At 58.9% G+C, this 26,511-nt stretch carries 24 protein-coding genes and 1 pseudogene; 9 read left to right on the top strand and 16 right to left on the bottom strand.

What is annotated here, in order from left to right:
• The first annotated feature begins 89 nt into the window (after positions 1 to 89).
• A complete protein-coding gene (locus ALO80_RS09355; RefSeq protein ID WP_055008792.1) occupies positions 90 to 713 on the top strand; it encodes a nucleotidyltransferase family protein in 624 nt (207 codons plus the stop codon).
• Here the strand turns inward: ALO80_RS09355 and ALO80_RS09350 are convergent.
• The 4 genes from ALO80_RS09350 to ALO80_RS09335 are packed head-to-tail and all read right to left on the bottom strand — an operon-like array spanning position 694 to position 5,545.
• Positions 694 to 1,662 carry an XdhC family protein gene (locus ALO80_RS09350; protein WP_055008791.1) on the bottom strand — a complete coding sequence of 323 codons (969 nt, stop codon included), beginning with the start codon at positions 1,660 to 1,662 and terminating at the stop codon, positions 694 to 696. The genes ALO80_RS09355 and ALO80_RS09350 overlap by 20 nt on opposite strands.
• A gap of 2 nt (positions 1,663 to 1,664) precedes the next feature.
• Positions 1,665 to 3,881: a xanthine dehydrogenase family protein molybdopterin-binding subunit gene (locus ALO80_RS09345; RefSeq protein WP_055008790.1), complete on the bottom strand. Its 2,217-nt coding sequence runs from the start codon at positions 3,879 to 3,881 to the stop codon at positions 1,665 to 1,667.
• Between the two features lie 9 nt (positions 3,882 to 3,890).
• A complete protein-coding gene (locus ALO80_RS09340; protein ID WP_055008789.1) occupies positions 3,891 to 4,874 on the bottom strand; it encodes an FAD binding domain-containing protein in 984 nt (327 codons plus the stop codon).
• On the bottom strand, positions 4,874 to 5,545 hold the full coding sequence (locus ALO80_RS09335; RefSeq protein ID WP_055008788.1) for a (2Fe-2S)-binding protein: 672 nt from the start codon (positions 5,543 to 5,545) through the stop codon (positions 4,874 to 4,876). The genes ALO80_RS09340 and ALO80_RS09335 overlap by 1 nt, the downstream gene beginning before the upstream one ends.
• Before the next feature lie 901 nt (positions 5,546 to 6,446).
• Between ALO80_RS09335 and mqo the strand changes: the two genes are divergently transcribed.
• Positions 6,447 to 8,084, top strand: coding sequence for a malate dehydrogenase (quinone) (gene mqo, locus ALO80_RS09330; RefSeq protein WP_055008872.1), 1,638 nt, complete (start codon positions 6,447 to 6,449; stop codon positions 8,082 to 8,084).
• 159 nt (positions 8,085 to 8,243) lie between these two features.
• Here the strand turns inward: mqo and ALO80_RS09325 are convergent, their stop codons facing one another.
• Together ALO80_RS09325 and ALO80_RS09320 are read right to left on the bottom strand one after the other, a co-directional pair.
• Positions 8,244 to 9,104, bottom strand: a complete 861-nt coding sequence (locus tag ALO80_RS09325; protein WP_055008787.1) for a CAP domain-containing protein — start codon at positions 9,102 to 9,104, stop codon at positions 8,244 to 8,246.
• Positions 9,105 to 9,215: 111 nt separating this feature from the next.
• Positions 9,216 to 9,458, bottom strand: a complete 243-nt coding sequence (locus ALO80_RS09320; protein ID WP_055008786.1) for a hypothetical protein — start codon at positions 9,456 to 9,458, stop codon at positions 9,216 to 9,218.
• A gap of 203 nt (positions 9,459 to 9,661) precedes the next feature.
• Here ALO80_RS09320 and ALO80_RS09315 point away from each other — a divergent pair, with 203 nt between their 5' ends.
• Positions 9,662 to 10,978 (top strand): APC family permease, encoded by a 1,317-nt coding sequence (locus ALO80_RS09315; protein ID WP_055008785.1) that lies wholly within the window; start codon positions 9,662 to 9,664, stop codon positions 10,976 to 10,978.
• A 236-nt stretch (positions 10,979 to 11,214) separates the two neighbouring features.
• Positions 11,215 to 11,457, top strand: a complete 243-nt coding sequence (locus ALO80_RS09310) for a hypothetical protein (RefSeq protein WP_055008871.1) — start codon at positions 11,215 to 11,217, stop codon at positions 11,455 to 11,457.
• A 126-nt stretch (positions 11,458 to 11,583) separates the two neighbouring features.
• Here ALO80_RS09310 and dctA read toward each other — a convergent pair whose 3' ends face one another.
• Both dctA and ALO80_RS09300 read right to left on the bottom strand, forming a co-directional pair.
• Positions 11,584 to 12,885 carry a C4-dicarboxylate transporter DctA gene (dctA, locus tag ALO80_RS09305; RefSeq protein ID WP_055008870.1) on the bottom strand — a complete coding sequence of 434 codons (1,302 nt, stop codon included), beginning with the start codon at positions 12,883 to 12,885 and terminating at the stop codon, positions 11,584 to 11,586.
• A gap of 75 nt (positions 12,886 to 12,960) precedes the next feature.
• A complete protein-coding gene (locus tag ALO80_RS09300) occupies positions 12,961 to 14,316 on the bottom strand; it encodes a class-II fumarase/aspartase family protein (protein ID WP_055008784.1) in 1,356 nt (451 codons plus the stop codon).
• 117 nt (positions 14,317 to 14,433) lie between these two features.
• On the opposite strand from ALO80_RS09300, the gene ALO80_RS09295 reads away from it, so the two are divergent.
• Positions 14,434 to 15,177: a GntR family transcriptional regulator gene (locus tag ALO80_RS09295; protein WP_054984852.1), complete on the top strand. Its 744-nt coding sequence runs from the start codon at positions 14,434 to 14,436 to the stop codon at positions 15,175 to 15,177.
• 38 nt (positions 15,178 to 15,215) lie between these two features.
• Here ALO80_RS09295 and araH read toward each other — a convergent pair whose 3' ends face one another.
• The 4 genes from araH to ALO80_RS09275 form a co-directional block, all read right to left on the bottom strand.
• Positions 15,216 to 16,181: an L-arabinose ABC transporter permease AraH gene (gene araH, locus ALO80_RS09290; RefSeq protein WP_055008783.1), complete on the bottom strand. Its 966-nt coding sequence runs from the start codon at positions 16,179 to 16,181 to the stop codon at positions 15,216 to 15,218.
• Positions 16,182 to 16,222: 41 nt separating this feature from the next.
• Positions 16,223 to 17,746, bottom strand: a complete 1,524-nt coding sequence (gene araG, locus ALO80_RS09285) for an L-arabinose ABC transporter ATP-binding protein AraG (RefSeq protein WP_055008782.1) — start codon at positions 17,744 to 17,746, stop codon at positions 16,223 to 16,225.
• A 55-nt stretch (positions 17,747 to 17,801) separates the two neighbouring features.
• Positions 17,802 to 18,815: a substrate-binding domain-containing protein gene (locus ALO80_RS09280; protein WP_055008781.1), complete on the bottom strand. Its 1,014-nt coding sequence runs from the start codon at positions 18,813 to 18,815 to the stop codon at positions 17,802 to 17,804.
• A gap of 187 nt (positions 18,816 to 19,002) precedes the next feature.
• A complete protein-coding gene (locus ALO80_RS09275) occupies positions 19,003 to 19,875 on the bottom strand; it encodes an SMP-30/gluconolactonase/LRE family protein (RefSeq protein WP_055008780.1) in 873 nt (290 codons plus the stop codon).
• Positions 19,876 to 20,135: 260 nt separating this feature from the next.
• On the opposite strand from ALO80_RS09275, the gene ALO80_RS09270 reads away from it, so the two are divergent.
• Positions 20,136 to 21,284, top strand: a complete 1,149-nt coding sequence (locus ALO80_RS09270; protein WP_055008779.1) for an aldose epimerase family protein — start codon at positions 20,136 to 20,138, stop codon at positions 21,282 to 21,284.
• 51 nt (positions 21,285 to 21,335) lie between these two features.
• Here the strand turns inward: ALO80_RS09270 and ALO80_RS09265 are convergent, their stop codons facing one another.
• Genes ALO80_RS09265 through ALO80_RS31285 form a run of 4 tightly spaced genes read right to left on the bottom strand, consistent with a single transcriptional unit; the run spans position 21,336 to position 24,002 of the window.
• Positions 21,336 to 22,232: a metal ABC transporter substrate-binding protein gene (locus ALO80_RS09265; protein ID WP_055008778.1), complete on the bottom strand. Its 897-nt coding sequence runs from the start codon at positions 22,230 to 22,232 to the stop codon at positions 21,336 to 21,338.
• Between the two features lie 11 nt (positions 22,233 to 22,243).
• Positions 22,244 to 23,113 carry a metal ABC transporter permease gene (locus ALO80_RS09260; RefSeq protein ID WP_055008777.1) on the bottom strand — a complete coding sequence of 290 codons (870 nt, stop codon included), beginning with the start codon at positions 23,111 to 23,113 and terminating at the stop codon, positions 22,244 to 22,246.
• Positions 23,113 to 23,859, bottom strand: coding sequence for a zinc ABC transporter ATP-binding protein AztA (gene aztA, locus ALO80_RS09255; protein ID WP_055008776.1), 747 nt, complete (start codon positions 23,857 to 23,859; stop codon positions 23,113 to 23,115). Before aztA ends, ALO80_RS09260 begins: the two co-directional genes overlap by 1 nt.
• Positions 23,856 to 24,002, bottom strand: coding sequence for a hypothetical protein (locus ALO80_RS31285; protein WP_159420668.1), 147 nt, complete (start codon positions 24,000 to 24,002; stop codon positions 23,856 to 23,858). The genes aztA and ALO80_RS31285 overlap by 4 nt, the downstream gene beginning before the upstream one ends.
• Before the next feature lie 144 nt (positions 24,003 to 24,146).
• Here ALO80_RS31285 and ALO80_RS31980 point away from each other — a divergent pair.
• From ALO80_RS31980 to ALO80_RS09245, 3 genes and pseudogenes are all read left to right on the top strand, one after another.
• A pseudogene (locus ALO80_RS31980) lies at positions 24,147 to 24,341 on the top strand (hypothetical protein); the annotation flags it as partial.
• Between the two features lie 71 nt (positions 24,342 to 24,412).
• On the top strand, positions 24,413 to 25,633 hold the full coding sequence (locus ALO80_RS09250; RefSeq protein ID WP_055006804.1) for a putative DNA modification/repair radical SAM protein: 1,221 nt from the start codon (positions 24,413 to 24,415) through the stop codon (positions 25,631 to 25,633).
• Positions 25,630 to 26,469: a TIGR03915 family putative DNA repair protein gene (locus ALO80_RS09245; RefSeq protein ID WP_055008775.1), complete on the top strand. Its 840-nt coding sequence runs from the start codon at positions 25,630 to 25,632 to the stop codon at positions 26,467 to 26,469. The genes ALO80_RS09250 and ALO80_RS09245 overlap by 4 nt, the downstream gene beginning before the upstream one ends.
• Positions 26,470 to 26,511: the final 42 nt, after the last annotated feature.

Here is a 26,511-nt window from a genome sequence, read left to right as displayed (position 1 = left end):
CAGAGCAGCGAAATAAGGCATTCTGCGTGCGCCAGCCGCACTGAACCGCACGGCCGCAAGCATCCTTTCACCCACTTGGAGGCATCGGATTGAGCAGCATAGACAGCCAGAACCCCAAAGTGTTCGCCCTGGTCCTCGCGGCAGGCAGCAGCAGACGTTTTGAGGGGGATAAACGACAGGCGCTACTGCCCTGCGGTCGTACTTTGCTGACGGCAAGTCTTGATAACGCCAGAAAAGCATTCGTTCATGTAGCGGTGATACTGCGTCCGGACGATGACACCGAATCACTCGGTATTCCCGCAGATGTAGCAATCATCCGCAGTGAACACGCAGCCCTGGGCATGGGCCACAGCCTGGCCAGCGGGACCGCCGCCGTGTTGGAGTCGTCAGCCGACGCAGTGGCGGTACTGCTCGCAGATATGCCGTGGATACACCCGCAGACCCTGCAAGACCTGGCCGGAATAGCCAATCCTCAGCGCATCGTCTTGCCGATGCATGAAGGCCAGCGCGGCCACCCGGTAATCATCGGCCGACAGTTCTGGCCAGCGCTGCTGAAGCTGCAAGGCGATCAAGGCGCGAAGGCCCTGATCATGAACAACCCCGAAGCCTGTGACGTACTGCACTGCAATGACCGTGGCATCCTGTGCGACGCCGACACCCGGTCAGCGCTGGCAGAAGCCTGCCGGCATCACCTTACACCTCGGCACGACTGACACCGTTGGCCACCCGCAGGATGTCAGCCATCACCGCAACGGCGATTTCAGCAGGCGTCTTGCTGCCCAGGTTCAGGCCGATGGGGGCATGGATCCGGTCAAGAACCTCGGCGTCCAGCCCGCCGATCCGGCCCAGACGTTCCAGGCGCTTGCTACTGGTGCGCATCGACCCCATCGCCCCGATGTAGAACGCCTCGGTACGCACTGCCTCAAGCATGCTCAGATCGTCCAGTTTCGGATCATGCGTCAACGCCAGTACCGCCGTCGAACTGTGACAGCCCCCTTCGGCAATGAACACGGCAGGCAAGACACCACGCACTTCCACGCCCGGCATCGAGAACCCGGACGTCACCTCGACACGCGGGTCACAGACAATGACTTCATAGCCCATCGCGACGGCAAAGCTGGCGCAGAACTCCGCCACCGGCGACAGCCCGGCGAGCAGTACGCGATACACTGCGCCCATGCGAATACTGATGCGCTCGCCGCCCACGTGTATACGCGCTTCGCGCATAGTGGCCGGCCCGATCTCTCTCAGGCCAGTGCCCAATTGCACCTGCCTGCTGACCAACTCACGTCCGGCGAGCGCTTGCTCGATAGCCCCCAGATGTGCATCTGCTTCAGGGCTCGGGGCGATAGACTCGATCAGCACATCCAGCACACCGCCGCATGGCAAGGCTCGCGTTGGCGCGAACCCGCCGTCGCCGTAGCGAACCACCTGATTGATCGGCTGAAACTGTCCTGCAGCGACCCGTTCGAGAAAGTCCTCCTCCACGCAGCCACCCGACAGCGAACCACGATGCTCACCCGAGTTCAGGGCCACCAGCATCGCGCCCGGCCCTCGCGGTGCCGAGCCAAATGTGGAGAGAACCGTGCACAGCCAGACGGCCTTGCCGCTGGCCAGCCAGTCACGTGCCTGTTGTACGACCTGCAAATCAAGCTGTTTCATTGCTACAACCCTGCCATCAGTTTTTCCTTGCTGATCGGCAGGCTGCGCACCCGTTTGCCAGTCGCGTGATACACGGCGTTGGCGACCGCCGCTGCAAGCCCGGTCACACCGATCTCGCCAATGCCCCGCGCTCCGAACTCGCCCAGGTTATAGTCCGGGTAATCGAGCAACATGACGTCGATGTCGGGCTGATCCGCATGCACTGGCACCACGTACTCTGCATAGTTGTTATTGACCGGCATGCCGCTGCGCGGGTCGTATTCACCGGCTTCGAACAACGCCATGCCGATGCCCATCACAATGGCCCCCTCCACCTGATTGCGCGCTGCCAGCGGGTTGACGACCTTGCCCACGTCGATGGCGCTGACGACCCGTGATACACGCAAGCTGGAGATGCCCGGATCCCAGCGCACTTCGACAAAGTGCACACCAAAAGAGCGGAATGAATACTTGCCCGCTTCGGGCATGCCGCTCTGGAAGTTGCCCTCGGCGCGCGACAGACGCTGGCGATTCAAAACATCGGCGAAACCGGCGCGCTGCTCGCCCATCACCAGTTGCCCGTTCTCGACCTTGATCGATTCGGCGTCCTGTCCGGCAAATACGGCGTCCTTGCTCACAGCGTACTGGCGAAGCTTGTGCAACGCTTCGCGCGTAGCCCCGGCAATTGCGGGCATCACGCTGGCGGTGACCCACGAACCACCGGACACAGGGCCCGCGGGGAAAGATGAGCTGCCCAGCTCCACCTCGACACGCTCCACGGGAATGCCGGTCAGTTGACTGACCGTCTGCGCGACGATCGTGTACGTTCCGGTGCCGATATCCTGCAAACCACACTGAGCAAGGGCAGTACCGTCGGAACGCAGAATGACTCGCGCATCAGTGGGCACCTGATAGGCCTCCCAGTTGCATGCGCCCATGCCGTAACCAATGATTTCGTCGCCTTCACGCATCGAGCCGATATCGGCCTTGCGTGCGTGCCAGCCAAATCGCTCGGCGGCTTTGTCGATGGCTTCCGGCAAGTGGTTACTGGACCACGGCAAGCCGACGCTTTGATCCTTGTCGGCCAGGTTCAGCTTGCGAAATGCCAACGGGTCCATACCGCTGGCAAGGGCCATTTCGTCAATGGCCGATTCCAGCGCAAACAGCCCCGGTGCCGCCCCCGGTGCACGCATGGAAGTCGGTGTCCCGCGGTTGATCGGGCTGATCTTGTGACTGACCATCACGTTATCGCAGGCATACAGGCTTTTGGTCACGCCACCGCAGTTTTCAGTGTAGTCATCGAGCATCGAGGTGTTGTTGAACGACTCATGACGAATCGACACCAGCTTGCCGCTGGCATCGGTGGCCAGACGCAGGCGCTGGCGTGTTTCAGGACGATGGCCCACGGTGGTAAACATCTGCGCTCTGGGCAACACCAGTTGCACCGGCCGACCGGTGACTCTGGCAGCGGCACAAGCCGCCACAGAATGCGGCCATGGCCAAAGTTTGCCGCCAAAACCGGAGCCTATGAACGGTGCGCGCACTTCGACGCGGTCGGGTGAAAGGTCGAAAACGTTGGCCAGCAGGTTGCGATGGTTGACCACACCCTGGGTGCTTTCATAGACAAACAGCTTGCCGTCCTGCCACCACGCGGTACTGGCATGCATCTCCATCGGGTTATGCACTTCGACCGGTGTGGTGTAGGTCTGATCGACCTTAACTTGTGCGCCGTCAAATGCGCTGTCCGGTTTACCCCGGTTATGCCCGGCGCCACCGTCGCGAGCACCATTGACACGCATGCCTTCGTCGAGGTCCTTGACCGCCGGGCGCTCGTCATACTCGACCTTCACGCGGCAGGCAGCCGCCCTCGCCTGCTCGAAGCTCTCGGCAACCACCAGCGCCACAAACTGGCCAGGGTAATAAACCCGGTCATCCTCGAATGGCAGGCGATGCTCGTCTGCCTTGCTCGCCGAAAGCATTTTCGCAAAGTTCAGCTTGGTATTCGGGGTGCGGTGCAGCACGGGAAAGTTGCCATGATGAAAGATGTCGACCACGCCAGGCATCACCTTGGCCTGCTGATCCTTTATGGCCACCACACGCCCGTTGGCGATGGTGCTGTAGACGCCATAGGCATAAAGCATTTTGCCCATCGGGTGATCGGCGGCATAGCGCGCCTCACCACTGACTTTCTTGCCGCCGTCGATGCGACGCTGCGGCACACCAATAATGTTTTCACTCATGAGAATGTCCTAGGCCGTGAGGTCGCGAAGATTGCGGACAATGACCTGCTGACCCAGCGGGATCTTGAAGGCGTTGTGCTCATAGGCGCGTGCGCCCTTCATTGCCAGCTCTGCGACCTGCACAAAAGTGTTCATGTCGGCACGCTGACCGATCAACGCGCGTTCGGCCTCCACGGCACGCCAGGGTTTGGTCCCCACACCACCTAAGGCGATGCGTGCATCGGCAATACGCTTGCCGTCCATCACCACAATCACTGCACTGGAGGCCAGGGCAAACTGGTAAGACGTGCGATCGCGCAGCTTGAGGTAAGAGGAACGAGCGCCTGACAGTGGCGCGTCAAGGGTCACGTGAGTGATCAGCTCGTGAGCTGCCAACGCATGTTCGCGCTGCGGCGTGTCACCGGGCAGCAGATGAAAGTCGGCATACGGGATGTCCCGAGAACCGTTGGCCCCCTGCACAGTGACCTGTGCGCCAATGGCCGCGATGCCGACACACATGTCCGACGGATGCGTTGCGATGCAGTGATCACTGGTGCCCAGCACCGCATGCACGCTGCGGTTCATGCCACCTATTGCCGCGCAACCGGAGCCCGGCTGGCGCTTGTTACAAGCTGAAATACCGTCACGAAAATACGGGCAGCGTACCCGCTGCATCACATTGCCGGCAGTGGTGGCTTTGTTACGCAGTTGTGTTGAAGCGCCCGCGAGAATGGCTTCGGACAAGACCGGGTAGCGCTGCTGTACCAAGGAGTGGCTGGCCAGATCGGTATTACTGACCAGCGCGCCGATGCGCAAGCGGCCATCGGGCAGAGACTCGACCTGCTTAAGTGCAAGATGGTTGATGTCCACCAGTTGCTGCGGCTGCATCACATCCAGTTTGACGAGGTCTAGCAGCGTGGTGCCACCCGCCAGATAAAAGCGTTGCCCGTCAGCCGACGCGGTGCTGAATGCCTGCGCGGGCGACGCCGCCCGGGCGTAATCGAAGGTTCGCATCAGGCAGCCCCTCCCATCTTCGAACGTGCAGATTGCACAGCCGAGAGAATATTTTTATAGGCACCGCAGCGGCAGATATTGCCACTCATGGCTTCCCTGACACTGGCGTCATCGGAGGGAATGTTCGGATCCTTGAGAATCGCGACTGCGCTCATGATCTGTCCGGAAGTGCAATAACCGCACTGGTAGGCGTCGTGCTCCCAGAACGCTTCCTGAACCGGATGCAGCGTGCCGTTCTCGGCCAGGCCTTCGATAGTAGTGATGCTGTCACCCTGATGCTGGACAGCAATGGACAGGCAGGAGTTGATCGCAATGCCATTGACCAGCAGCGTGCAGGCACCGCACTGGCCGTGGTCGCAGCCCTTCTTGGTGCCAGTCAGTTGCAGGCGGTCACGCAGTACATCAAGCAGAACCGCATTGGCCGGAACGTTCAGGGTATGCACCTGACCATTGACCTTCAACTGAATGCGCTGCTCACCCGCTGCAGGCGCGTCACTGTCTTCGACCACGGGTGCCACAGGAGCCGCCTGCAGCATGCCGTCGGAGGGTATCCAGGTAGACAGCGTGGCGGCAGCAATGCCGGAAGCACCGAATTTCAGAAAGTTTCGGCGCGAGGGCTGCACGGCACTGCTGTCCACAGCAGATTCCTTGTGCTTCTTGGGTTCATTCATCAGGATCACTCGGTAATAGCCGACGCAGCTGTAGAGCGACGGGCGTTATTGTGTGGTCGGCGGCCTGGGCGTATTCCTGCTCACAGGTGCGCTGCCTTCATCTTTTTTCATCGGTCTTTCAGGGGTGATCAAAGCCAAAACGCTATCACCAGTTAAGTGTTTAACTGGTCAGCGCTTCTAAAGTTCCAACTGTTTGACGGGCGTCTGTATCCAGAGATTGCAGCCACTGCACACTAAAGCCGTGTGTCGACCCTAGCAGGTGGCCGGGGCGCTGATTAGCCACGCAAATTGAAACGCCCTTATGAAAGCTGCTCATGAATGCACGCGCAGCGCGTGCAAATGCTCGCACGCGAAGGGCTTAGGCCGACTGGGTTCCCCTGATTCGAGCAGCGGTTAAAGACGCGGACAAACGGGACGATATAGACAGAGGCTGGTGGTGAAGCGTCTAAATCAAGGCATTCGCGCCCGATTTGATGATGGCATCTCGCAACTGACGCACACATTATGCGAAAATGCTGCGTCTTTGCCGGTGTGCCACCGTGGGTGTGACGCAGCACGCGTGTAAAAAAATGCGCGTCAGGCGTGCCTCCATGCCCCGATGCGGCGTCTCAGACTCCGTGAACAGGCTGACCAGGTGTGTCTTCAGAATGTACCCAGGGCAAGACTCCCGGGCTTCGCAGTACACCAACAGAGCAAATGTCACTCATGACGCTGAATCCAATGATGATAAGAAGTCAGCGCAGCAGGACATAAATTGAGGTCTCGAGCGGTATTATATTGGCCTTGTATGTCCACCTCTAGTCCCTGTGGGTGCGAGCGTTTGTCGCAGGCTTCGATGCATGTGACAGGCCCTTTTCTTCAGGAGTAGTCGGCGGATGGCGTTTATCAGATGGATGACAGAATGTTTAAAAAAGTGAACACGGCCCTCCTGGGTCTGGCCATTTCCATGGGCTTGATGCCTGTGCAGGCGGCTGAAACCAAGAAAGTCGACGTCCTGCTCGTCGGCGGCGGCATCATGAGCGCAACCCTGGCGGTCTGGCTCAATGAGCTGGAGCCAAGCTGGTCGATGGAAATGGTCGAGCGCCTCGATGGCGTGGCCGAAGAAAGCTCCAACGGCTGGAACAACGCCGGTACCGGCCACTCGGCTCTGGCCGAACTGAACTACACACCGGAAGACAAGAACGGCAACGTCGACATCTCCAAGGCCATCGAGATCAACGAAGCGTTCCAGATTTCCCGTCAGTTCTGGTCGTGGCAGGTCAAGACCGGCGTCCTGAAAAACCCGCGTTCGTTCATCAACTCCACGCCGCACATGAGCTTTGTGTGGGGCGACAACAACATCCAGTTCCTGCGCAAGCGTTACGCTGCATTGCAGGCCAGCCCGCTGTTCAGCGGCATGCAGTACTCCGAAGACCACGAGCAGATCAAGAAGTGGGTACCGTTGATGATGGAAGGTCGTGACCCGGCGCAAAAGCTGGCCGTGACCTGGAGCCCGATCGGCACAGACGTCAACTTCGGCGAGATCACTCGCCAGTTCGTCGCCACCCTGAAAGCCAAGCCTAACTTCAACCTGCAGCTGTCGAGTGAAGTCAATGACATCACTCACAACGACGATGGCACCTGGCGCGTCAAGTACAAGAACCTGAAAGACGGTACGGTCACCGAAACCGACACCAAGTTCCTGTTCATCGGCGCCGGCGGTGCTGCCCTGCACCTGCTGCAAGAGTCCGGTATCCCTGAAGCCAAGGAATACGGCGGCTTCCCGGTCGGCGGTTCGTGGCTCGTTACCGACAACCAGACCCTGGCCATGCAGCACATGGGCAAAGCCTATGGTATCGCGTCGACTGGCGCGCCACCCATGTCGGTTCCTCACCTGGACACCCGTGTCCTGGACGGCAAGCGCGTGATCCTGTTTGGCCCGTTCGCGACCTTCTCGACGAAGTTCCTGAAAAACGGTTCTTACCTGGACCTGCTGACCAGCACCACGACTCACAACGTCTGGCCGATGACCCGCGTTGGTATCGAACAGTACCCGCTGATCGAATACCTAGCGGGCCAGGTCATGATGTCTGACGACGATCGCTTCGCTGCTTTGCAGCAGTACTTCCCGAACGCCAAGAAAGAAGACTGGCGCCTGATGCAAGCCGGTCAGCGCGTACAGATCATCAAGCGTGACGAAGAGAAAGGCGGCGTTCTGAAGCTCGGTACCGAAATCGTAGCGTCCAAGGACGGCAGCATTGCCGGCCTGCTGGGTGCTTCGCCAGGTGCCTCGACTGCAGCACCGATCATGCTGGGCGTGCTTGAGAAAGTATTCAAGGACAAGGTAGCGACTCCGGAATGGCAGGCAAAACTGCACCAGATCGTACCTAGCTACGGCACCAAGCTGAACAACAACCCGGATCGCGTTGCCGAGGAATGGGCTTATACAGCCGAAGTCCTGCAACTGACTCCACCACCGCCGGTGAACAAGACAGGCAATGCTCCAACGCCTGCTGCACAGCCAGCGAAAAGCAATCCAGCCAGTGACATGGCGCTCTAAGGCTTTCACAGCTTGAAGCGAAGCCCCGCCAGGCTCTGCCTGGCGGGGTTTTTTTGTGCCTGTTGAATGCCGGCCATAAAACACTTAAAGCCACGCATCTGACTGGCACTTGTCACGTTGACCGGGCCAAACGATTTCTGCAGTCGGCTTTTCGGCTAATCAGGGAGCGCCAAAGAGCATGGTCCAGTACACGCCGTAATCAGTGTTCGTGCCCGTCGCATAGGCCGCGCCGACTTCGGTGAACATCGGGTTCATCAGGTTGGCGCAATGTCCCGGGCTGGCCAGCCAGCTCGCCATCGCTTTGCTTGCAGTGCTCTGCCCTGCGGCGATGTTTTCACCGATCTGTCGCCCGCCGTAACCTGCGGCCCGAGCGCGATCGGCCGGTGAATCGTTATCGAAACCGCGATGCGTAAAGTAATTCTCGCTGGCCATCGACTGACTGTGCCCCTGCGCGGCCATTTCCAGGGTTGGGTTCCAGCTCAACGGTCTGGCCGAAGGGAAAGGTCGCTTGCCACACAGACGCGGTTTGGCTCGGGCAGCATTCACTTGTGCCAGGAGCAATCGACCCGTTGATCGTGCATCTTCAAGGTTTTCGTCAATCAACGGCTTAGCCAGCACCACACGCCAGTTGTTACGCGCTTGAGTAACGCCGATGTCGGCGTATTGCGGATCAAGCAGAGCACCGCAGTAACGGTTTTTGAGCATGTCGAACGCTTCATTGCCGCTCTGTGCGCCGACCAGCCTTATGGTGCGGACGGTCACCGCTTGATAGCCGGATGCCTTGAGCGCATCACGTGAATTGCCGGCGAAATCGATCGGCAGCGCTACAGCGGCATTGAGCGTCAGAGCTCTGGAGATTTTGCTTGTACGTGCGTCGCAACGCTGAGGCTGACCGCGAAAATCATTGATGGCCTGGACCAGTTGTCGCTCGTCACCGGCACTGGCATGGCTGACATACAGGGGCAACAAAGCCATGAAGTACAACGAGGTGCGCCAGGCAAAACGGGGTATTTCAGGCATAAGGGCGGACTCGATCAGGATAAGACACGCCATGAATTTCAGGGCCGGGATAGGACCCTGAAAAGCTCTTATGGTTCCTGCTGAACTGTTCAAGACCGTCGCAGGGCAGGCTCAGAACTTGCCTGTTTCACCCGTCGCTTCACCAATACTGGCAAGTGTGATCTCTATCTCATTGATGGACTGTTCAAGGGCGTCGAACGACTGTTGAATGACCTCCCTGTCATCTACCGTCTGATGGCAGCGCAGGCTCTCGACACGTTCCAGTTCGCTGAGCTGCAGATCACCAATCCCTTTGCGCAGCGATTGCAATGTTGCCCACACTGATCTGAATTGCTGCTGACTACTGTCCGTCATGCTCTGCTCTCCTGACAAGTCGTCGAATGTGTTACTGAGACCCTTCGCGCGCAACACGTGCTCCACGCGAAGCAACGTGTTTATTCCAGCGTCGACCAAACAAAAAACCGCTGGTCCAGGCCATTTTCGATCACGTTGAATTTACCTGCGCAGCGATGATCTTTGTTTGACACCTGTATCTGCACAGAAAGGATTCTTTCGACATGACCACCGTTCCCGAAACTCCATCGCTGCGCCGGGCAATCACGGCGCCCATGCTGACATTGTTTATCCTCGGCGACGTGCTCGGTGCCGGTGTCTACGCATTGGCAGGCACAATAGCCGGACGGGTCGGCGGAGCCATCTGGGCTCCCCTGCTGATTGCCCTTTGCTTTGCCCTGCTGACCGCAGCGTCGTATGCCGAACTGGTGACCAAGTACCCGCGTGCAGGCGGTGCAGCGGTGTATGCCGAAAAAGCCTTCGGTAAGCCGTTGCTGTCATTTCTGGTGGGCTTTTGCATGGTCGCGGCAGGCGTCACCAGCGCTGCCGGGCTGGCGGTAGCCTTTGCAGGCGACTATTTCCAGGCCCTGGTAAACTGGCCCGCGCAATGGGTATGTGTCGGTTTTCTCATCGTCGTCGCGCTGCTGAACGCGCGCGGTATCAAGGAGTCGCTGTCGGCCAATCTGGTGATGACCTTGATTGAGTTGAGCGGGCTGGCGATGGTGATTGCCGCCGCAGCCTGGTTCGTCAGCCAGGGCAATGGTGTACCACAGCGCGTATTCGAACTGGACACAGGCTCACCGGCCTCGGCGATTCTCGCCGCATCGTTGCTGGCGTTTTATTCTTTTGTGGGCTTTGAGACATCCGCCAACCTGGCCGAAGAGATCAAGGATGTGCGCAGGGTTTATCCACGCGCACTGTTCGGCGCATTGCTCATTGCCGGTGCGGTTTACATGCTGGTCGGCGCAGGCGCGGCAATGGTGTTGCCTGTCGAACAGCTGAAGGTTTCGCAAGCTCCCTTGATGGATGTCGTCAGCGCGTCCGGGCTGGGAATACCCGCGCCTTGGTTCGCGGTGATCGCACTGATTGCAGTTGCCAATGGTGCGCTGCTGACCATGATCATGGCCAGCAGACTGACCTTCGGGATGGCACGTGAAGGGCTGCTGCCTTCTGTCATGGGCTCGGTTCTGCCTCGACGGCGCACACCGGGCGTGGCCATTCTCGCGACCACAGCGGTAGCCATCGCGCTGTCGTTTACCAGCACCCTGACAACGCTTGCGGAAACCGTGGTGCTACTGCTGCTGTTCGTCTTTCTCAGCGTCAATATTGCGGTGCTGGTGCTCAAACGCGACAAGGTCGAGGCTGGCCATTTTCAGGTTCACTGGGTGATTCCGGTATTGGCAATCCTCTCCTGCCTGCTTTTGCTGACGCAGCAAGGCCCGGAAACCTGGCTACGTGCTGCAATGATGCTTGCTGTGGGAGCCGCGCTTTATGGCCTGACACGACTGGGCAGTTCCACGCTCGTTTCACACCCTCATTGAGGTGCGCAAAGGCCATGTCCGGCTCGTCGACGACAGGTGAAAAGAGCAGCAGGCAACTTCGCCCATGAGGGAGCACGCACACTGAGTGAAACTTTATTCACGTGCGGTACAACCCCCCTTACTGTCATAAAACAGAGCCAGGATTCATCGGGCAGACACGCTGCCGCCCGGCAACCTAGGGCGCAGTTTATTTGCAGGCATTCACTCACCCAGAGGAACCTCCCATGAAGTCAGTACTGAAAAGTGCCGTTGTGACTACTGTTGCATTCATAGGCCTGCAGGGCATGGCGTTTGCGGCTGACCACACGCAAAGCGCGCCTGCTGCGGATGGAAAAAATGCGTTTGTACAGGAGTCGGGGAAAACCGCTGTTCCTGACACCCATACTGCCCAGACTCAGTTGGCCTCCAGGTTGAGCAGTGGCTTTCGCATCAACAACGCTTGTGACGACGACGGTCTTCCCTGCCCGCCTCGCGGCTGAGATAACCTGCCTCAAACGGCAACCGCAAGGTAACGACCTTGCGGTTGCATTGATCTTTACTCGCTCATTCGCAACTGCACCTGAGTGAGACACCTGCTTGTTTCATAACGGCCACGCTGTTCAGGATCAAAGTGCAGCCTCTCGATGACGCCCCAGCACTCGATGGTATTCGCTGCGCGCGGTCTGCTCGGCGAACTCACCCGACCATTTGGAAACCACCACCGTTGCCACGCTGTTACCGATGGTATTGCACGTCGCGATGGCCATGGACATAAACCGGTAGACCCCGAACAGCAGCGCCAGGCCCTCGGCGGGCAGCACACCGATGGCAGTCACTGTGGCGGCAAATACCACAAAGCTGCCACCGGACACTGCCGCTGCGCCCTTGGAGGTCACCAGCATGATGGCGATGATACCCAGCTGTTGCTCCCAGCTCAGCGGTACGCCGTAAGCGTTGGCGATAAACAGCACACACAACGACATGTAGATCGACGTGCCGTCCAGATTGAACGCATAACCGGTGGGCAGCACCAGACCGACGCTCTGTTTCGAGCAGCCGAACCTCTCCAGTTTTTGCAACAGACGCGGCAAGGCGCTTTCCGAAGACGCAGTACCCAGCACAATGAAGATTTCATCCTTGATGTACTTGAGGAAACGCCACAGGCTGAACCCCGAAAGACGGCAGACAATCCCCAGTACGACAAAGATAAAAAATGCGATGCACAGGTAAAACATCAACACCAGATTGGCCAGCGACATGAGTACCGCAGTGCCGTTGCTGCCGACTGCATAGGCCACCGAACCGAACGCACCCAGTGGTGCAAACTTCATGATCAGGTTGATGAACTCGAAAAAGCACTCGGAAATCCGGTTCAGGCCATCTTCGATCACCGCTCGACGCTCCTCCTTGAGTGCCAGCAAGGCAAAGCCGAAGAGTACGGAAATCACCAATACCTGTAACAGTTGCCCACCTGCGAACGCACCGACAAAATTGTCGGGAAAAATGCCGTAAATGAAGTCCATGGTCGACGCAGGCGCATGCCCTTTGGCAACCGCCGCAGCCGATGCCGCAGCGGTTGCGCTGCTGGGGTGTGCGTCATGCATGCCCGAGCCGATCTGCAGCAGATTGCCCCACAGCAGACCGATTGCCAGAGCGATGGTCGACACCACTTCGAAATAGATCAATGCGCGCAACCCGACCTTGCCGACACGCTTGATATCACCCGCCGAGGCGATACCGTGCACCACGGTGAAAAACACCAGCGGCGCAACGGCGGTCTTGATCAACTTGAGAAAGATATCGCCAAGGATCTTGAACTTGGCGGCCAGCTCAGGCGCGATAAAGCCAAAGGCGATACCCAACAGCATGGCGGCGACTACCTGAAAAGTCAGGTCCCTGTAGAAAGGTTTTTTGCTGGATGAAGACATGTCTGCGATCTCGTTGTTGTTATTAAGAGCGGCTGCAGGACTGTTGGCCCCGGGCATGACCCGGAGCCAGATGACTCAACGCTGCACAGCACCCGGACGAGCCAGAGCGATGTCCACCATTTGCGGAGCAAGGCCAAGGTAATTGGCCGGGTCGGTCAGGCGCTTGAGCTCTTCGATGTCCAGTTGCGCAGTGGCCTCGCCTTGCGCGAGCAGCGCATCCAGCAGACTGACGCGTTGATCGTTGGCCATGCGGCAGGCGGCATACACCACGTCGTGGGCAACCTGGCGGCCGAGCGCTGGGGCCAGCCCCATCATCACGGCTTCGGCGACGATCAGGCCCTGTGTCATGCCCAGATTTTCACGCATCCGCTCAGTACGCACTTCCAGCCCGGCCAACATGAATTTCGCCTGCCCCAAAGAAGCTGCGCTGAGGGCGAAGGCCTCGGGGATGGCAATCCACTCGGCCTGCCACGGGCCTGTGGAACGCTCGAAATCCTGGATCATGGCATCCAGCATCAGCCCTGCGTGCTGGCGTACCCCCTTGGCGGCGGCATACATCAGTTCACAGGAAATAGGGTTGCGTTTCTGCGGCATGGTGCTGCTGGCACCACGCCCCTTGACGAAAGGCTCATACACTTCACCCAGCTCGCTGGTCATCATCATCATGACGTCCAGCGCGACCTTGCCGAGTGAGCCGGTGACCAGTCCGAGAAAGTTGAGTGTTTCCGCAAGGCCGTCACGCGCCACGTGCCAGGTCGCCTGCGGCACGCCAAGCTGCAATTCGTCCATCAACGCTTCCTGCACGTCCAGCCCCCTGTCGCCCAATGAAGCGAGCGTGCCCGCCGCCCCGGCAAACTGACCCACTTCAACACGCGGGCGTAATTGCACCAGACGTTCGGCATGGCGATCGAACATGCTCAGCCATACGGCGCACTTGTAACCGAAAGTGATCGGCAGCGCATGCTGCAGGTGGGTGCGCCCCGCCATCGGTGTGTCGCGATAACGCAATGCAAGGTCGGCAAGCAGGCCGCGCACGGCCTGAATATCACGTTCGACAATGATCAACGCAGCACGCACCTGCAACGCAACGGCGGTGTCCATGATGTCCTGAGTGGTCGCGCCCCAATGCACATAACGGCCAGCCTCGCCGCAGGTTTTTGACAACTGCTCGACCAGCGGCAGGATGGGGTAACCGACGATCTCGGTTTCGTGCTGCATCAGCGCCAGATCAAGCGATTCATAGGTGGCCAGTGCAGCGATCTGTTCGGCGGCGGCAGCCGGAATTACCCCGCAACGGGCTTCGGCACGAGCCAGCGCCACCTCGACTTCGATGTAACGTTCAATGAGGGATTTATCGGAAAACACAGCGCGCATTTCGGCAGTGCCGAACATGTCGCGAAACATCGCGGAGTCAAAAACGGTGCTGGACATGGGCGTAGTCCTGAATATGTTGTTATTGATCGTACATATTTAATATGTACGTACATAATTTTTACGCCCGCACTGATACACTGTCAACTCGCTTAATCGACAGAGCTGACAGAAGGCATGAACGAAACACGTTACGCAGTGGTTGCCAAAGATCTGATCGAGGCCATTGCCAGCGGTCGCTACCCGGTTGGCTCACTGCTGCCGACCGAGTTCGAGCTGTGCGAGCTGTATGCCGTCAGTCGCCACACCGTGCGTGCCGCAATCACCCAGTTACAGACTCAGGGCCTGGTATCGCGACGCAAGCGTGTCGGCACCCGGGTCGAGTCCGCGTCGCCCAGAGGCGGATATTCACAATCGCTGGCGACCGTCGCAGATCTGGCGCATCTGGCTGAAACCCAGGTGCGCAGCATCCGCAATGTCCGCCACTTCGTCGCGGACATTGCCGAAGCTCGTCGGCTGGGGTTGATACCGGGAGAGCATTACTTTTGCGTATCAAGCATTCGGGTCGACTGCGAGAACGTGCTCGCGCCCCTGTGCTGGACGGACGTGTACGCCCAGGATAGCTATAGCGAGGTCATTGAGCTGGCGCGCGAGCAACCCGGTGAGCTGATCGCCGCGCTGATCGAACAGCATTTCGGTCGCCATATCGAGGTGATCGACCAACAAGTGCGCGCCGTACTGTTGACGAGCGAAATCGCCAAAAGCCTGAACGCCGAAACAGGTTCGCCGGGGCTGAAAATTCTGCGTCAGTATCGTGATGACACTGGCGGGGTGATGGTTGTGTCAGAAACGGTTCATCCCGAGGACCGCTTTACACTGGTCACACAGATGAAACGCGAGAAGGCCGTGAATCCAGTATGAAGTCAAGGCGCTGGTGGGTGGGGCCAGCGCCTCGTCGGTCAGCGACGTTTCAGCCGGTCGATGATCACCGCCAGCAACAGGATCGTGCCGCGAATCACGTACTGGTAGAAGGTGTCGATGTTCTTCAGATTCATCGCATTCTCGATAATCGCGAGGATCAGGACCCCTGCGATCACATGGCGGATCATGCCGATGCCGCCGCTGAGCGAAACGCCACCCAATACGCAGGCTGAAATAATAGTCAGTTCGAACCCCTGACCAATCATCGGCTGACCCGAGGTCATGCGTGAAGCCAGAACCACGCCAGCCAGTGCACCTACGAGGCCGTGGACGGCGAAGATGATGATCTTGGTGCGATCAACATGCACACCGGCCAGCAACGCAGCTTCCTGGTTGCCGCCGATGGCCATGGTGTTACGCCCATAGGTGGTGTAGTTGAGCAGCCAGCCAAAGAACATGAAGCAGACAATGGTGATCAGGATCGGCACTGGCACACCGTATATCTGGCCATTGCCGAAGACGAAGAAGTCCTCGTTGTATACACCGACCGCCTTGCCGTTGGAGAAGATGTACGCCAGACCACGCACGATCTGCATCGTCGCAAGGGTGGTGATCAACGCATTGATACGCAATTTGGCAATCACGATGCCGTTAATCAGACCAACCACCAGCCCCAGCGCCAAGGCGGCGGAAACCCCCAGAAACACGCTGTCGGTATCGCGGATGACGATACCGGCGATGACTCCGGAGCAGGCCAGTACCGAACCGACCGACAGGTCGAAGTGCCCGGACGCCAGGCAAAACAGCATGGTGCAGGCGGCAATACCCACGGTGGAAATCGCAAGGCCGAGACCCCGCATGTTCAGCGGTGACATGAAGTTGTCGATGAACACGGCACACAGCAGGAAGATTCCCACGGCGGCCAGTAGCATCACCCAGTCATCGGCAAAACGACGCAGGTTCATGCCCTGACGGGGAGCCTGCAGGCTGGATTCGGTAGACATACGTACCTCTTTTTTATTGTTCATGGTCAGGGGACCGGTTATCAGCCGCGCGTGCGTGGCAGAGCCAATTGCAGGAGTCGCGACTCGTCAGCCTCGTCGCGGTTGAGTTCACCGGTGATCGCACCTTCGCTCATCACCAGAATGCGGTCGGAAATACCCATGACTTCCATCAGATCACTGGACACCACGATGACCGCAATTCCGTCGGCAGCCAGGTTGTGAATGATCTCGTAGATTTCGGACTTGGCACCGACGTCAATCCCGCGGGTGGGCTCGTCCAGCAACAGGACTTTCATCGGCATCGACAGCCAGCGACCGAGAATCGCCTTCTGCTGATTGCCGCCGGACAGGAACATGATTTGCTGCTCGGGCGATGGGGTCTTGACGTTCATCGACTTGATCTGGCTGCGCGCGTTATCGCGCTCCCAGCGCCCCTGAATCAGGCAACCGAGGTTCACATGCCGGGGGCGTGCGCCGATGTTGATATTCTCCGCGACGCTGGACAGCGGCACGATACCTTCCTTCTTGCGGTCCTCTGGACACAACAGAATGCCTGCCTCGATCGAATCGCGCGGCGACTTGAGCGTCAGCGGTTTGCCGTCCAGTTGCAGAGTGCCCGCAGTGCTGCGGGTCAGCCCTGAAAGCAGGCGGAACAGCTCGGTACGTCCCGCACCGACCAGACCGAAGAAGCCCAGTACCTCGCCCTTCTGCACGGCAAAGGTGACAGGCTCGTGCAGACCTGGCCCCAACAGGCCGGTTACACGCAGGCTCGGCCCTTGATGCTGACGCGGTCGATAGTTGTAGATGTCCTGAATATCGCGGCCGACCATGCAGGTCACCAGCCGGTCATGATCGAGATCGGCCATCTGCTCGAAAGTTTTTACAAAGCGACCGTCCTTGAACACCGTCACGGCATCGCAGACGCGAAAGATTTCTTCCATGCGATGGGACACGTAGAGAATCACCCGTCCCTCATCGCGCAACCGCACAATGATCGCCATCAGGCGGTCAATCTCGCGCGCCGACAGGCTGCTGGTGGGCTCGTCAAAAGCGATGACGTGTGCATTGCGGGACATGGCCTTGGCAATTTCCACCAATTGTCGCTGGCCCAGTGAAAGGTCGCCCAGACGAGTGCGCGGATCGATTTCGTCAGCCAGCCCTTTGAGCAGCTCGCCGGCCCGACGATACATCGCGCCGCGATTGATCAGGCCAAAACGATTGGGCATGTGCCCAAGCAGAAGGTTCTCGGCGACCGTCATCTCAGGCACCAGATGCAGCTCCTGATGAATCACCGCCACACCCGCCGCAATGCTCTCCGCGGTGGATTTGAACTGGTAGCTGTGCTCTCCGATCTGCAAGGTGCCACTGTTGGGCTGATAAGAGCCGCCGAGGATTTTCAGCAGCGTGGATTTACCGGCACCGTTCTCGCCCATCAAGGCGTGAACACTGCCGGGGCGCGCTTCGAAGCTGATGTCCGAAAGCGCCTTTACGCCGGGAAAGACCTTGCCGATGCCGTTGAAGCGCAAGGCACCGTTTATGGATGTTTGCTCGATAGCCTGTTGCATGAAACCAACCTCCTCGCACGTGCGAGGGGCCTGAAAATCAGGCCCCTCAGTCAACTCACTTCCACAGACCGATCTTGGTCAATACTTCCTGGAAGTTGGCGCGGGTGATCAGTGTCACGTCGTCCATAGCGGTATATTTAGGCGGTTCAACGCCCTCGGTGACCCACTTATACATATACAGCGCGGTGTTGTAGCCTTCCTTGTCCGGGCTTGGCAGCATCGAGCCAAAGAAGCCACTCTCTTTTTTCTTCAGCTCATCAATGGCATCGGTGCCGTTGATACCGATCCCGATGACGTTTTTCGCGCTGAAACCATTGCTCGCCGTCGCGCGTACGCCCCCCAGCACGGTGTTGTCGTTCATGCCCCCGATGATCAGGTTTTTGGCATCGCCCGGCAGTTTTGGCAGCGCCGAGTTGGTGGCGTCCATGCTGCCTGGTACATCAAGGGTTTTCTGCGCGGTGAACAGGATGTGATCTTTCGGCAAACCGGCCTCTTCCAGCGCTTTCACAGAACCATCAGTGCGTTTCTTACCGGTGTCCAGCTCGTTGTAAGTGTTGATGATCGCGTAGGTGCCTTTCCACCCGCCCTCATCCCACTTGCGATTCTTCGCTTCGGTGGCCATCGCGGCACCTTGCTTCTGGCCCACTTCAAAGGCTGCCATGCCAAGATATGGCACGTCCTCCATGAAGTTGCCTTTGGCGTCGACAAAACGATCGTCCACGGCCATGACCTTCAGGTTGTTAGCTTTGGCCTTGGCCACAATCGCAGGGCCGAGAGACACGTCAGGCGGGCAGATCACAAAGCCCTTGGCACCGTTGGCGGCCAGGCTGTCGATAGCGGAAAGGGTTTTTTCACCGTCTGGCACGGCGATCTTGAGCACAGTAAAACCATGCTCCTTGCCTGCCTTTTCAGCAAACGCCCACTCGGTCTGGAACCATGGTTCTTCAGCCTGCTTGACCAGAAAGCCGATTTTGACTTCTTCAGCAGCGGAGGTGATGCCACTCATGCCCAGGATGGCGGTAGTGACGGCGGCACAGCACAGGGAACGAATCCCGTGACGACTCAACATAGCTAACTCCTTATTTTTATTGAATAGCTACAGCGACCAGCGAGGTGGCGGTTGCAAACGCGAAAGCGTCCGAAAACCGATTAAATAGTCATACCATATAATGAATGACCGCTATGTAACCGAATGTCACTCTGGATCTGCCGCCGCCCTATCCGCTTCCGTAAAGCACGTCGACACTCTGATTTTCTCAACCGGCAAAGCGCCGACAAGGCATTCCAGTCACGCCGACGTGCGCCATCAGTAGCGAGCCGTCGAACTGACCATGGGCATCGGCAGGTGCGGCACTGGTGACGTACAGCGTCTCCAGGTCAGGACCGCCGAACACACAACTGGTGGGATGGCTGACGGGCAGTTCGACAATCCGGTCAACGCCGCCGTCGGGGGCAAAACGGATCAGGCAGCTGCCGTCCCAGCGTGCGTTCCAGACATACCCTTCGGCATCCATCGCCGAGCCGTCAGGCGAGCCTCGATCGTGTTTTGCCGCCCATACCTTGCGTGCCCCCAAAGCACCGTCTGCGAGCACCGGATAACGATAAATGACGTCGTCGAGAGTGTCGGCGCTGTACAGCACGCTACCGTCCGTGTTCCAGAGCAGTGTGTTGACGATGCCCTGCCCGTCCAGCAAGCGCGTCACGCGAGCATCAGGGTCGACGCGGAACAGCCCACCCGAACGGCGAACCAGGGGCACGTCGTCACCTTCGGCATCGATATTGTTCTGCATGCTGCCCAGCCACAGTCGACCACTTGCATCACAACGAGCCTCATTGGCTCGATTGCCGGGGGTCGGGTCTGCCACACAGAACAGCGCCAACGAAGTCTTTTCGGATTGCAGATCAAGACGATAGACACCGCTGGCCAGTGTCACCAGCGCGTCGCCCTTCCCGGTTGGAATGAAAGCAGAGACCGGCTCGGGCATGCGCCATTGGCGATACGCTCCGGCAACCAGCCGACAGACCAGAAAACCGGCAATATCGACCCAATACAGACCCTGCGTCTCGGCATCCCAGAAGGAGCCCTCGGCCAGCTTGAAACGGTGCTCGGAAACGGGCAGCCAGTTCATGAAAAATGTCCTTTGTTATTGTTGTAAAGGCACTTTCGGATATTTGTGTCACCGTCTTGTCCAACCTGCGTGCCCGATCGACGTGCCACACAGGCATCCGTCGGATCAAACAGCGCTGAAGCCGGACGGCAGTGACGCTGCCACTACTAAATAGTATTACAATTTATTTTTCAAGTGGCATTTTATAGGCTATAAATCCATGCATCGGCTTGAATCCGACCAAATAGTCTTACCAATAAAAATAAAAGCAGGCAGATCAGATGAAAACACATGCTCTCCTCAGCACCCTCGGACTGTCCTTGATGATCAGCACCTTGACTGCACAGGCCGCTGCGCTCTCCAGCGAACACAGCCACTTCGGCCAACTGCCCGACGGCACCGCCGTCGAGAAATACACCCTGCGCAATAGCCATGGCGTGCAGGCCAGCATCATCACCTATGGCGCAACGTTGCAATCGCTGCTGGTGCCTGACAAGGCCGGCAAGGTCGAGGACATCGTGCTGGGCTTCGACGATGTTCAGGGCTACCAGAATAACGGCACAGTTTATTTCGGCGCGACCATCGGCCATTTCGGCAACCGGTTGGCGGGCGGCAAATTCAGTCTGGATGGCAAGACCTATCAGGTCCCGCTCAATGACAAGACCAACGCCCTGCACGGCGGTACTCAGGGTTTCGACAAGAGATTGTGGAAGGCCGAAGAAACCAAAACCGGCGATTCGGTCGGCGTAAAACTGACCTACCTGTCGCCGGATGGAGAGATGGGTTTTCCGGGTACATTGAAGACCGAAGTCACTTACAGCCTGAACGAGAAAAACGAGCTGAAGATCGACTACCGCGCCACCACCGACAAGCCGACGGTGTTAAACCTGACCAACCACAGTTACTTCAATCTGGCAGGTGCAGGCAGTGGCGATGTTCTCGAGCAGGTCGCTACGCTGCACGCTTCGCACTACACCCCGGTGAACGACAAGCTGATACCAACCGGTGAACTGCCTGCCGTCGCGGGCACACCGATGGACTTCCTCAAGCCCACTGCATTCGGCAAGCACATCAAGGACGATCATCAGCAATTGAAATATGCCGAACCCAAACAGGGCGGCTTTGACTTCAACTGGGTACTCGACAGCAAGGGTGATCTGAAGAAGCTGGCTGCGGAGGTCAGCGATCCGCAATCGGGCCGCAAACTGCAGTTATTCACCACAGAGCCAGGCGTACAGCTGTACACCGGCAATTTCCTGGATGGCAGCATTCACGGCAAAGCGGGCAAGGTCTACCCGCACTGGGGTGCGTTCACCCTGGAAACCCAGCACTATCCCGATGCGCCCAACCAGCCGAAATTCCCCAGCACACGGCTGGATCCCGGCAAGGTCTACACCCAGACAACCGTGTTCAAGTTCCTCAACAACTGATGCGTAGTGCCGCCCGGCCTCGGATACTCAAGAGCCGGGCGACTCACAAGCTTACTGGTTGCGCTTCATTGCCGTCGTCAACGTATCCACGTTGTAGCGGAACATCTTCGCGTAGGTTGGCGCAGGGCCGTCTGCTGGCGACAAGGATTCTACGTACAACTCACCACCCGGCTGCGCGCCACTGGCTTCGGCAATCTGCTTGACCAGTCGCGGGTCACTGGAGTTCTCGAAAAAGTAGGCACTGACATGCTCGGCCTTGATCTGACGGATCAGTTTCGAGACATCGGCTGCCGACGCTTCCGATTCGGTAGACAGGCCCAACGGCGACAGGAACGTCACACCGTAGGCATCGCCGAAGTAACCGAATGCGTCATGAGAGGTGAGGATCTTGCGCTTGGCGCTCGGAATCGAATGAATCTGATCGCGGGCGTAAATGTCCAGCTGCTGCAGCTCGACAATGTAGCGATCGCCGTTGGCCTGATACACGCTGGCGCCTTCGGGGTCGGCTTTCTTCAGCGCAGCAATAATGTTGCGCACGTAAATCACCCCATTGGCGGCGCTGTTCCAGGCGTGCGGGTCGACAATGCGCTTGCCATCCTCATCCATACTGCGGGTCTTGACGCCCTCAGAGAGCACCACCGGCTTGCCCTTGTAGCCTGACGCCTTGATGAGACGATCCATCCAGCCTTCCAGATGCAGGCCGCTGACAAACGCCAGATCGGCGTTTTTCAACGCCTGGGCGTCACTGGGCGTCGGCTCGTAGACATGCGGGTCGCCGTTCGGACCGATCAGCGATTTGACGTGAACACGGTCACCGCCGACGGTACTGACCATGTCGGCAATGACCGTGAACGACGCGACGGCTTCCAGCGGTTTGGCCTGGGCCAGGGTGGCAAATGCAGACAGCGCCAGTGCAGCTATGGAACTCAACACCATCAATCGTTTCATGACGTACCTTTTCAGTGAGCCAGGTGAGGTTTGGGAAACAGCCGACGCACGATGCCCGTGCGTCCGAACAACAGGGACAGGCCATAGAACGCGCTGGCGGTGAGCACGATGGCCGGCCCGGAGGCAACGCCAAGGTGGTAGGAAACGATCAGGCCAATCAGGCCCGACAACGTCGCCAGCAGCGTCGAAATCACCATCAGCCCACCTAACGAGTTGGTCCAGAAACGTGCGGCGGTTGCCGGCAGCATCATCATGCCCACCGCCATCAGGGTGCCCAGCGCCTGAAAACCTGCAACCAGGTTCAACACCACCAGCAGCAGAAATAAAACGTGGTACAGCGAACCACGACCGCCAACCGCCCGCAGGAAGCCCGGATCGAAGCACTCCAGCACCAGCGGTCGATAAATCACCGCCAATAGAATCAGCGTGAAGGACGCGATGCTGCCGACCATATAAATAGCCGTGTCATCAATGGCCAGGATCGTGCCGAACAGCACATGCAGCAGATCGACGCTGGAGCCGTGCAGCGAGACGATCATGACCCCGGCCGCCAGCGAGGTCAGGTAAAAGCTGGCAAAGCTGGCGTCTTCACGCAACGCGGTCAGTCGACTCACCAGTCCGGACAGCAAGGCCACTGCCAGACCGGCGATCAGTCCGCCAAACCCCATTGCGGGCAACGACAGACCGGCGAGCATAAACCCCACCGCAGCCCCCGGCAGCACCGCATGGCTCATGGCATCCCCGACCAGACTCATGCGCCGCAGCATCAACAACACGCCCACCGGCCCCGAACCAACGCCCAACGCCAGGCACGCGACCAGTGCGCGGCGCATGAAGCCGAATTCGATAAACGGCTCGACGACCAGGCTGTAGAGCATCATCAGCGCACGTCCTCGGCATCGCACAGCATGGCATCAGGGCTCCAGTACTCGGCCATATTGCGTGCCTTGCGCAGGTTGGCGACGCTGAGCACCTGCGATGTCTCACCCCAGGCAATGGCCTCGCGGGCCATCAGCAGCGTCTGCGGAAAGTGCTGACGAACCTGTTCGATATCGTGCAGAACGGCAATTACCGTGCGCCCCTGCCCGTGCCAGGCGCGCACCAGTTCCAGAAGATCACGCGTAGTGCGTGCGTCGATGGCGGTGAACGGCTCGTCCAGCAGGATCACCGAAGCGTCCTGCAGCAACAGCCGGGCAAACAGCACCCGCTGGAACTGGCCGGATGACAACGATCCGACACTGCGTCCTTCAAACCCGTCCAGACCGACCGTGTGCAGTGCCTCTGCGGTGAGTCGCGCATGATTGCGTGTCAGGCTGCGAAACGGCCCGATGCTATGCCACGCCCCCATCGAAACAGTGTCGGCGACACTCAGCGGAAAGCTGCGATCAATTTCTGCAGCCTGAGGCAGATAGCCAATCGTCCGGGTTGCCAGGCGGCCCCGGTCGACATGCCCCTGAGCAGGCTTCATGGTGCCGGCGATGGCCTTGATCAGGGTCGATTTGCCCGCCCCGTTCGGCCCTACGATGGCCGTCAGGCTGCCCGCCTCAAAACGCCCGCTGATGTGATGCACCGCCGGCCGGCGCTCATACGCCACGGTGAGGTTTTCCAGAGCGATGGCGGCACTCATGGGATAGCCACCGACCAGCCGATGGCCAGCCAGAGCAATATCAGCATCGCCAGAGAAAACAGGACCCGTTTCCAGGCCGATTGGGCCAGCACGGAGCCTGCTATGGAAGCGCTTGCTCTTGAAGAGGTGGAAGAAGTCTTCACGCGAAAGTAACCTGCAACTATTTGTTACAGTATTACATACCAAGCCGATGAGTGTTATTAAATAACATTCATCCGTGAGCGCGCTTGTCCAGACAAGCCTTGAACCCGTGTTGCAGGTCGTTGATCAGTGCGCCGGCCCAGTGAATCTGTCCGGCGCACGACCTCCATGCTCCCGGCGAGCCGCTGCCGCTGATTGCGGTGAAAATGCCTGGCCCGAATAGGCGCGTGCCGGGTGAAAACGATGGTCTGCCACGCCTGCTGGATGTGACCTATTCCTTATGGATCAGGCCTAATACCCTGAAGGCCCATGAGCCGACAAGGACAAGCCCGGACTTATAACTCCGCCGTGCGGTACTTGTAGAGCTGCACCCGACTCTATACTGTACATGCAAACAGTAAAGGGGCACTTCATGCAGCTTATCGACAAGCTCAGCATTCTGGCGGACGCCGCCAAGTACGATGCGTCGTGCGCCAGCAGTGGAGCACCCAAACGCAGTTCGCAGGACAAGTCCGGGCTGGGCTCCACCAACGGCATGGGCATCTGCCATAGCTACACGCCCGATGGGCGTTGCGTGTCGCTGCTGAAAATCCTGCTGACCAATTTCTGTCTTTACGACTGCCAGTATTGCGTCAACCGCCGCTCCAGCGATGTGCCCCGCGCGCGCTTCACACCCGAAGAAGTGGTCACCCTCACCCTGGACTTCTATCGTCGAAATTGCGTGAGCGGGCTGTTTTTGAGTTCCGGAATCATTCGCTCTGCGGATTACACCATGGAGCAATTGGTCGAGGTCGCCCGGCTATTGCGCGAAGTGCATGAGTTTCGCGGCTATATCCACCTCAAGACTATTCCCGACGCCGATCCGGCGTTGATCGAAAAAGCCGGCCGCTATGCCGATCGTCTCAGCGTCAACATCGAGCTGCCGACCGACCTGAGTCTGCAGACCCTCGCCCCCGAAAAAGACGTGGCATCCATCAAGCAGGCCATGCAGACGATCTATACCGGCGAGCAGACAGTGCGCAACGAGCCGCGCTCGCCGCGCTTTGCCCCGGCCGGGCAAAGTACCCAAATGATTGTCGGTGCCGACGCGACCGACGACAGCACCATCCTGCACAGCGCACAATCGCTGTACAGCAATTTCAAACTGCGCCGGGTCTATTATTCGGCCTTCAGCCCGATTCCCAACAGTCCCGACAGCGTACCGCTGGCAGCGCCGCCTTTGATGCGCGAGCACCGGCTGTATCAAGCCGACTTCCTGCTGCGCGGCTATGGCTTTACCGCAGGTGAACTGCTCAGCGGCCCGGGCGATCTGGCGCTGGACATCGACCCCAAGCTGGCCTGGGCACTGGGCAACCGGCAGGTGTTCCCGCTGGACCTGAACAAGGCAGACGCGGCACTCATTGCCCGAGTGCCGGGCATCGGAATCCGAACCACTCAGCGGCTGGTCGAGTTGCGCAGACAGCGACGCATCCGCTACGAAGACCTTACCCGTATGCGCTGCATACTCGCCAAGGCGAAACCGTTCATCATTACCAGCGACTACCACCCGCCGCATGCGGAAACCACCAGTGAGTTTCTGCACCACCAACTGCGGGATCGGCCGCAGCCTCAACAAATGGGGCTGTGGGGATGATCTGCCTGGATTGCGACGACCTGTTCGGCACATGGCGGCAACAGGCACGCTGGCTGTTGAGCCATGAAATAGACCCCAGCCAGGTGAGCTGGAAATCACCGGACGCTGCCGACCTGTTTGGCAGCGAAGAAGAATACCCCAGCGAATCAGGGCCCTTTCAGGCGCGGGTTCCGCTGGAGTTGTTGCAGTTGCTGGAAAGCGCCTCGCGTTATAGAGGTGATCAGCGCTGGAGCCTGCTCTACGAGGTGCTGTGGCGCGTGACCCACGGTGACCGTACCGCCATGATGGCTGGCGACAAGCTTGGCAGTGAGCTGCATCGTCGCCTCAAGTCCGTCAGGCGCGAGGCGCATCACCTGCACGCGTTTCTGCGTTTTGTCGCGTTGCCGCCTGTCGATGAAGACGCAGCGATCATGCGTCCGCAATACGTGGCATGGCATGAGCCTGCTCACGATATTCTGCTCAGTGCCAGCGAGCACTTCATCGGCCGCATGGGCCAGCACCGCTGGATGATCGCCACGCCCCATGATGGCGTGTACTACGACGGCAAACAGTTGATTCACGAACGCCGCTGCCCCGAAGCGTGGCAAACCATGGCCCGGCAGGTCGAAGATCCGCACGGCGAATTATGGCTCACGTATTACAGCCACATCTTCAACCCGGCCCGCCTGAACCCCAAGGTCATGGAAGGCCACTTTCCTTCGCGCTTCTGGAAGAACCTGCCCGAAGGCCCTTTGATTCCTGCGCTCATTACCCAGGCGCGCACCGGCAAACAGCGGGATGGCCAGGCCAGCAATATCGCCGCCCGCCCTGGCAAAAAGATTGCCTTCAAGGATTGAGGGCACAAAAAGCTGGCCCGCAGCAGAGCGTCAAGAACGGTG

It is taken from the genome of Pseudomonas caricapapayae, from assembly GCF_001400735.1.
In the GTDB taxonomy this organism is placed as follows: Bacteria; Pseudomonadota; Gammaproteobacteria; order Pseudomonadales; family Pseudomonadaceae; genus Aquipseudomonas; species Aquipseudomonas caricapapayae.
The sequence above is the reverse complement of the archived record's forward strand: the minus strand, read 5'-3'. Positions and strand labels throughout refer to the sequence as shown.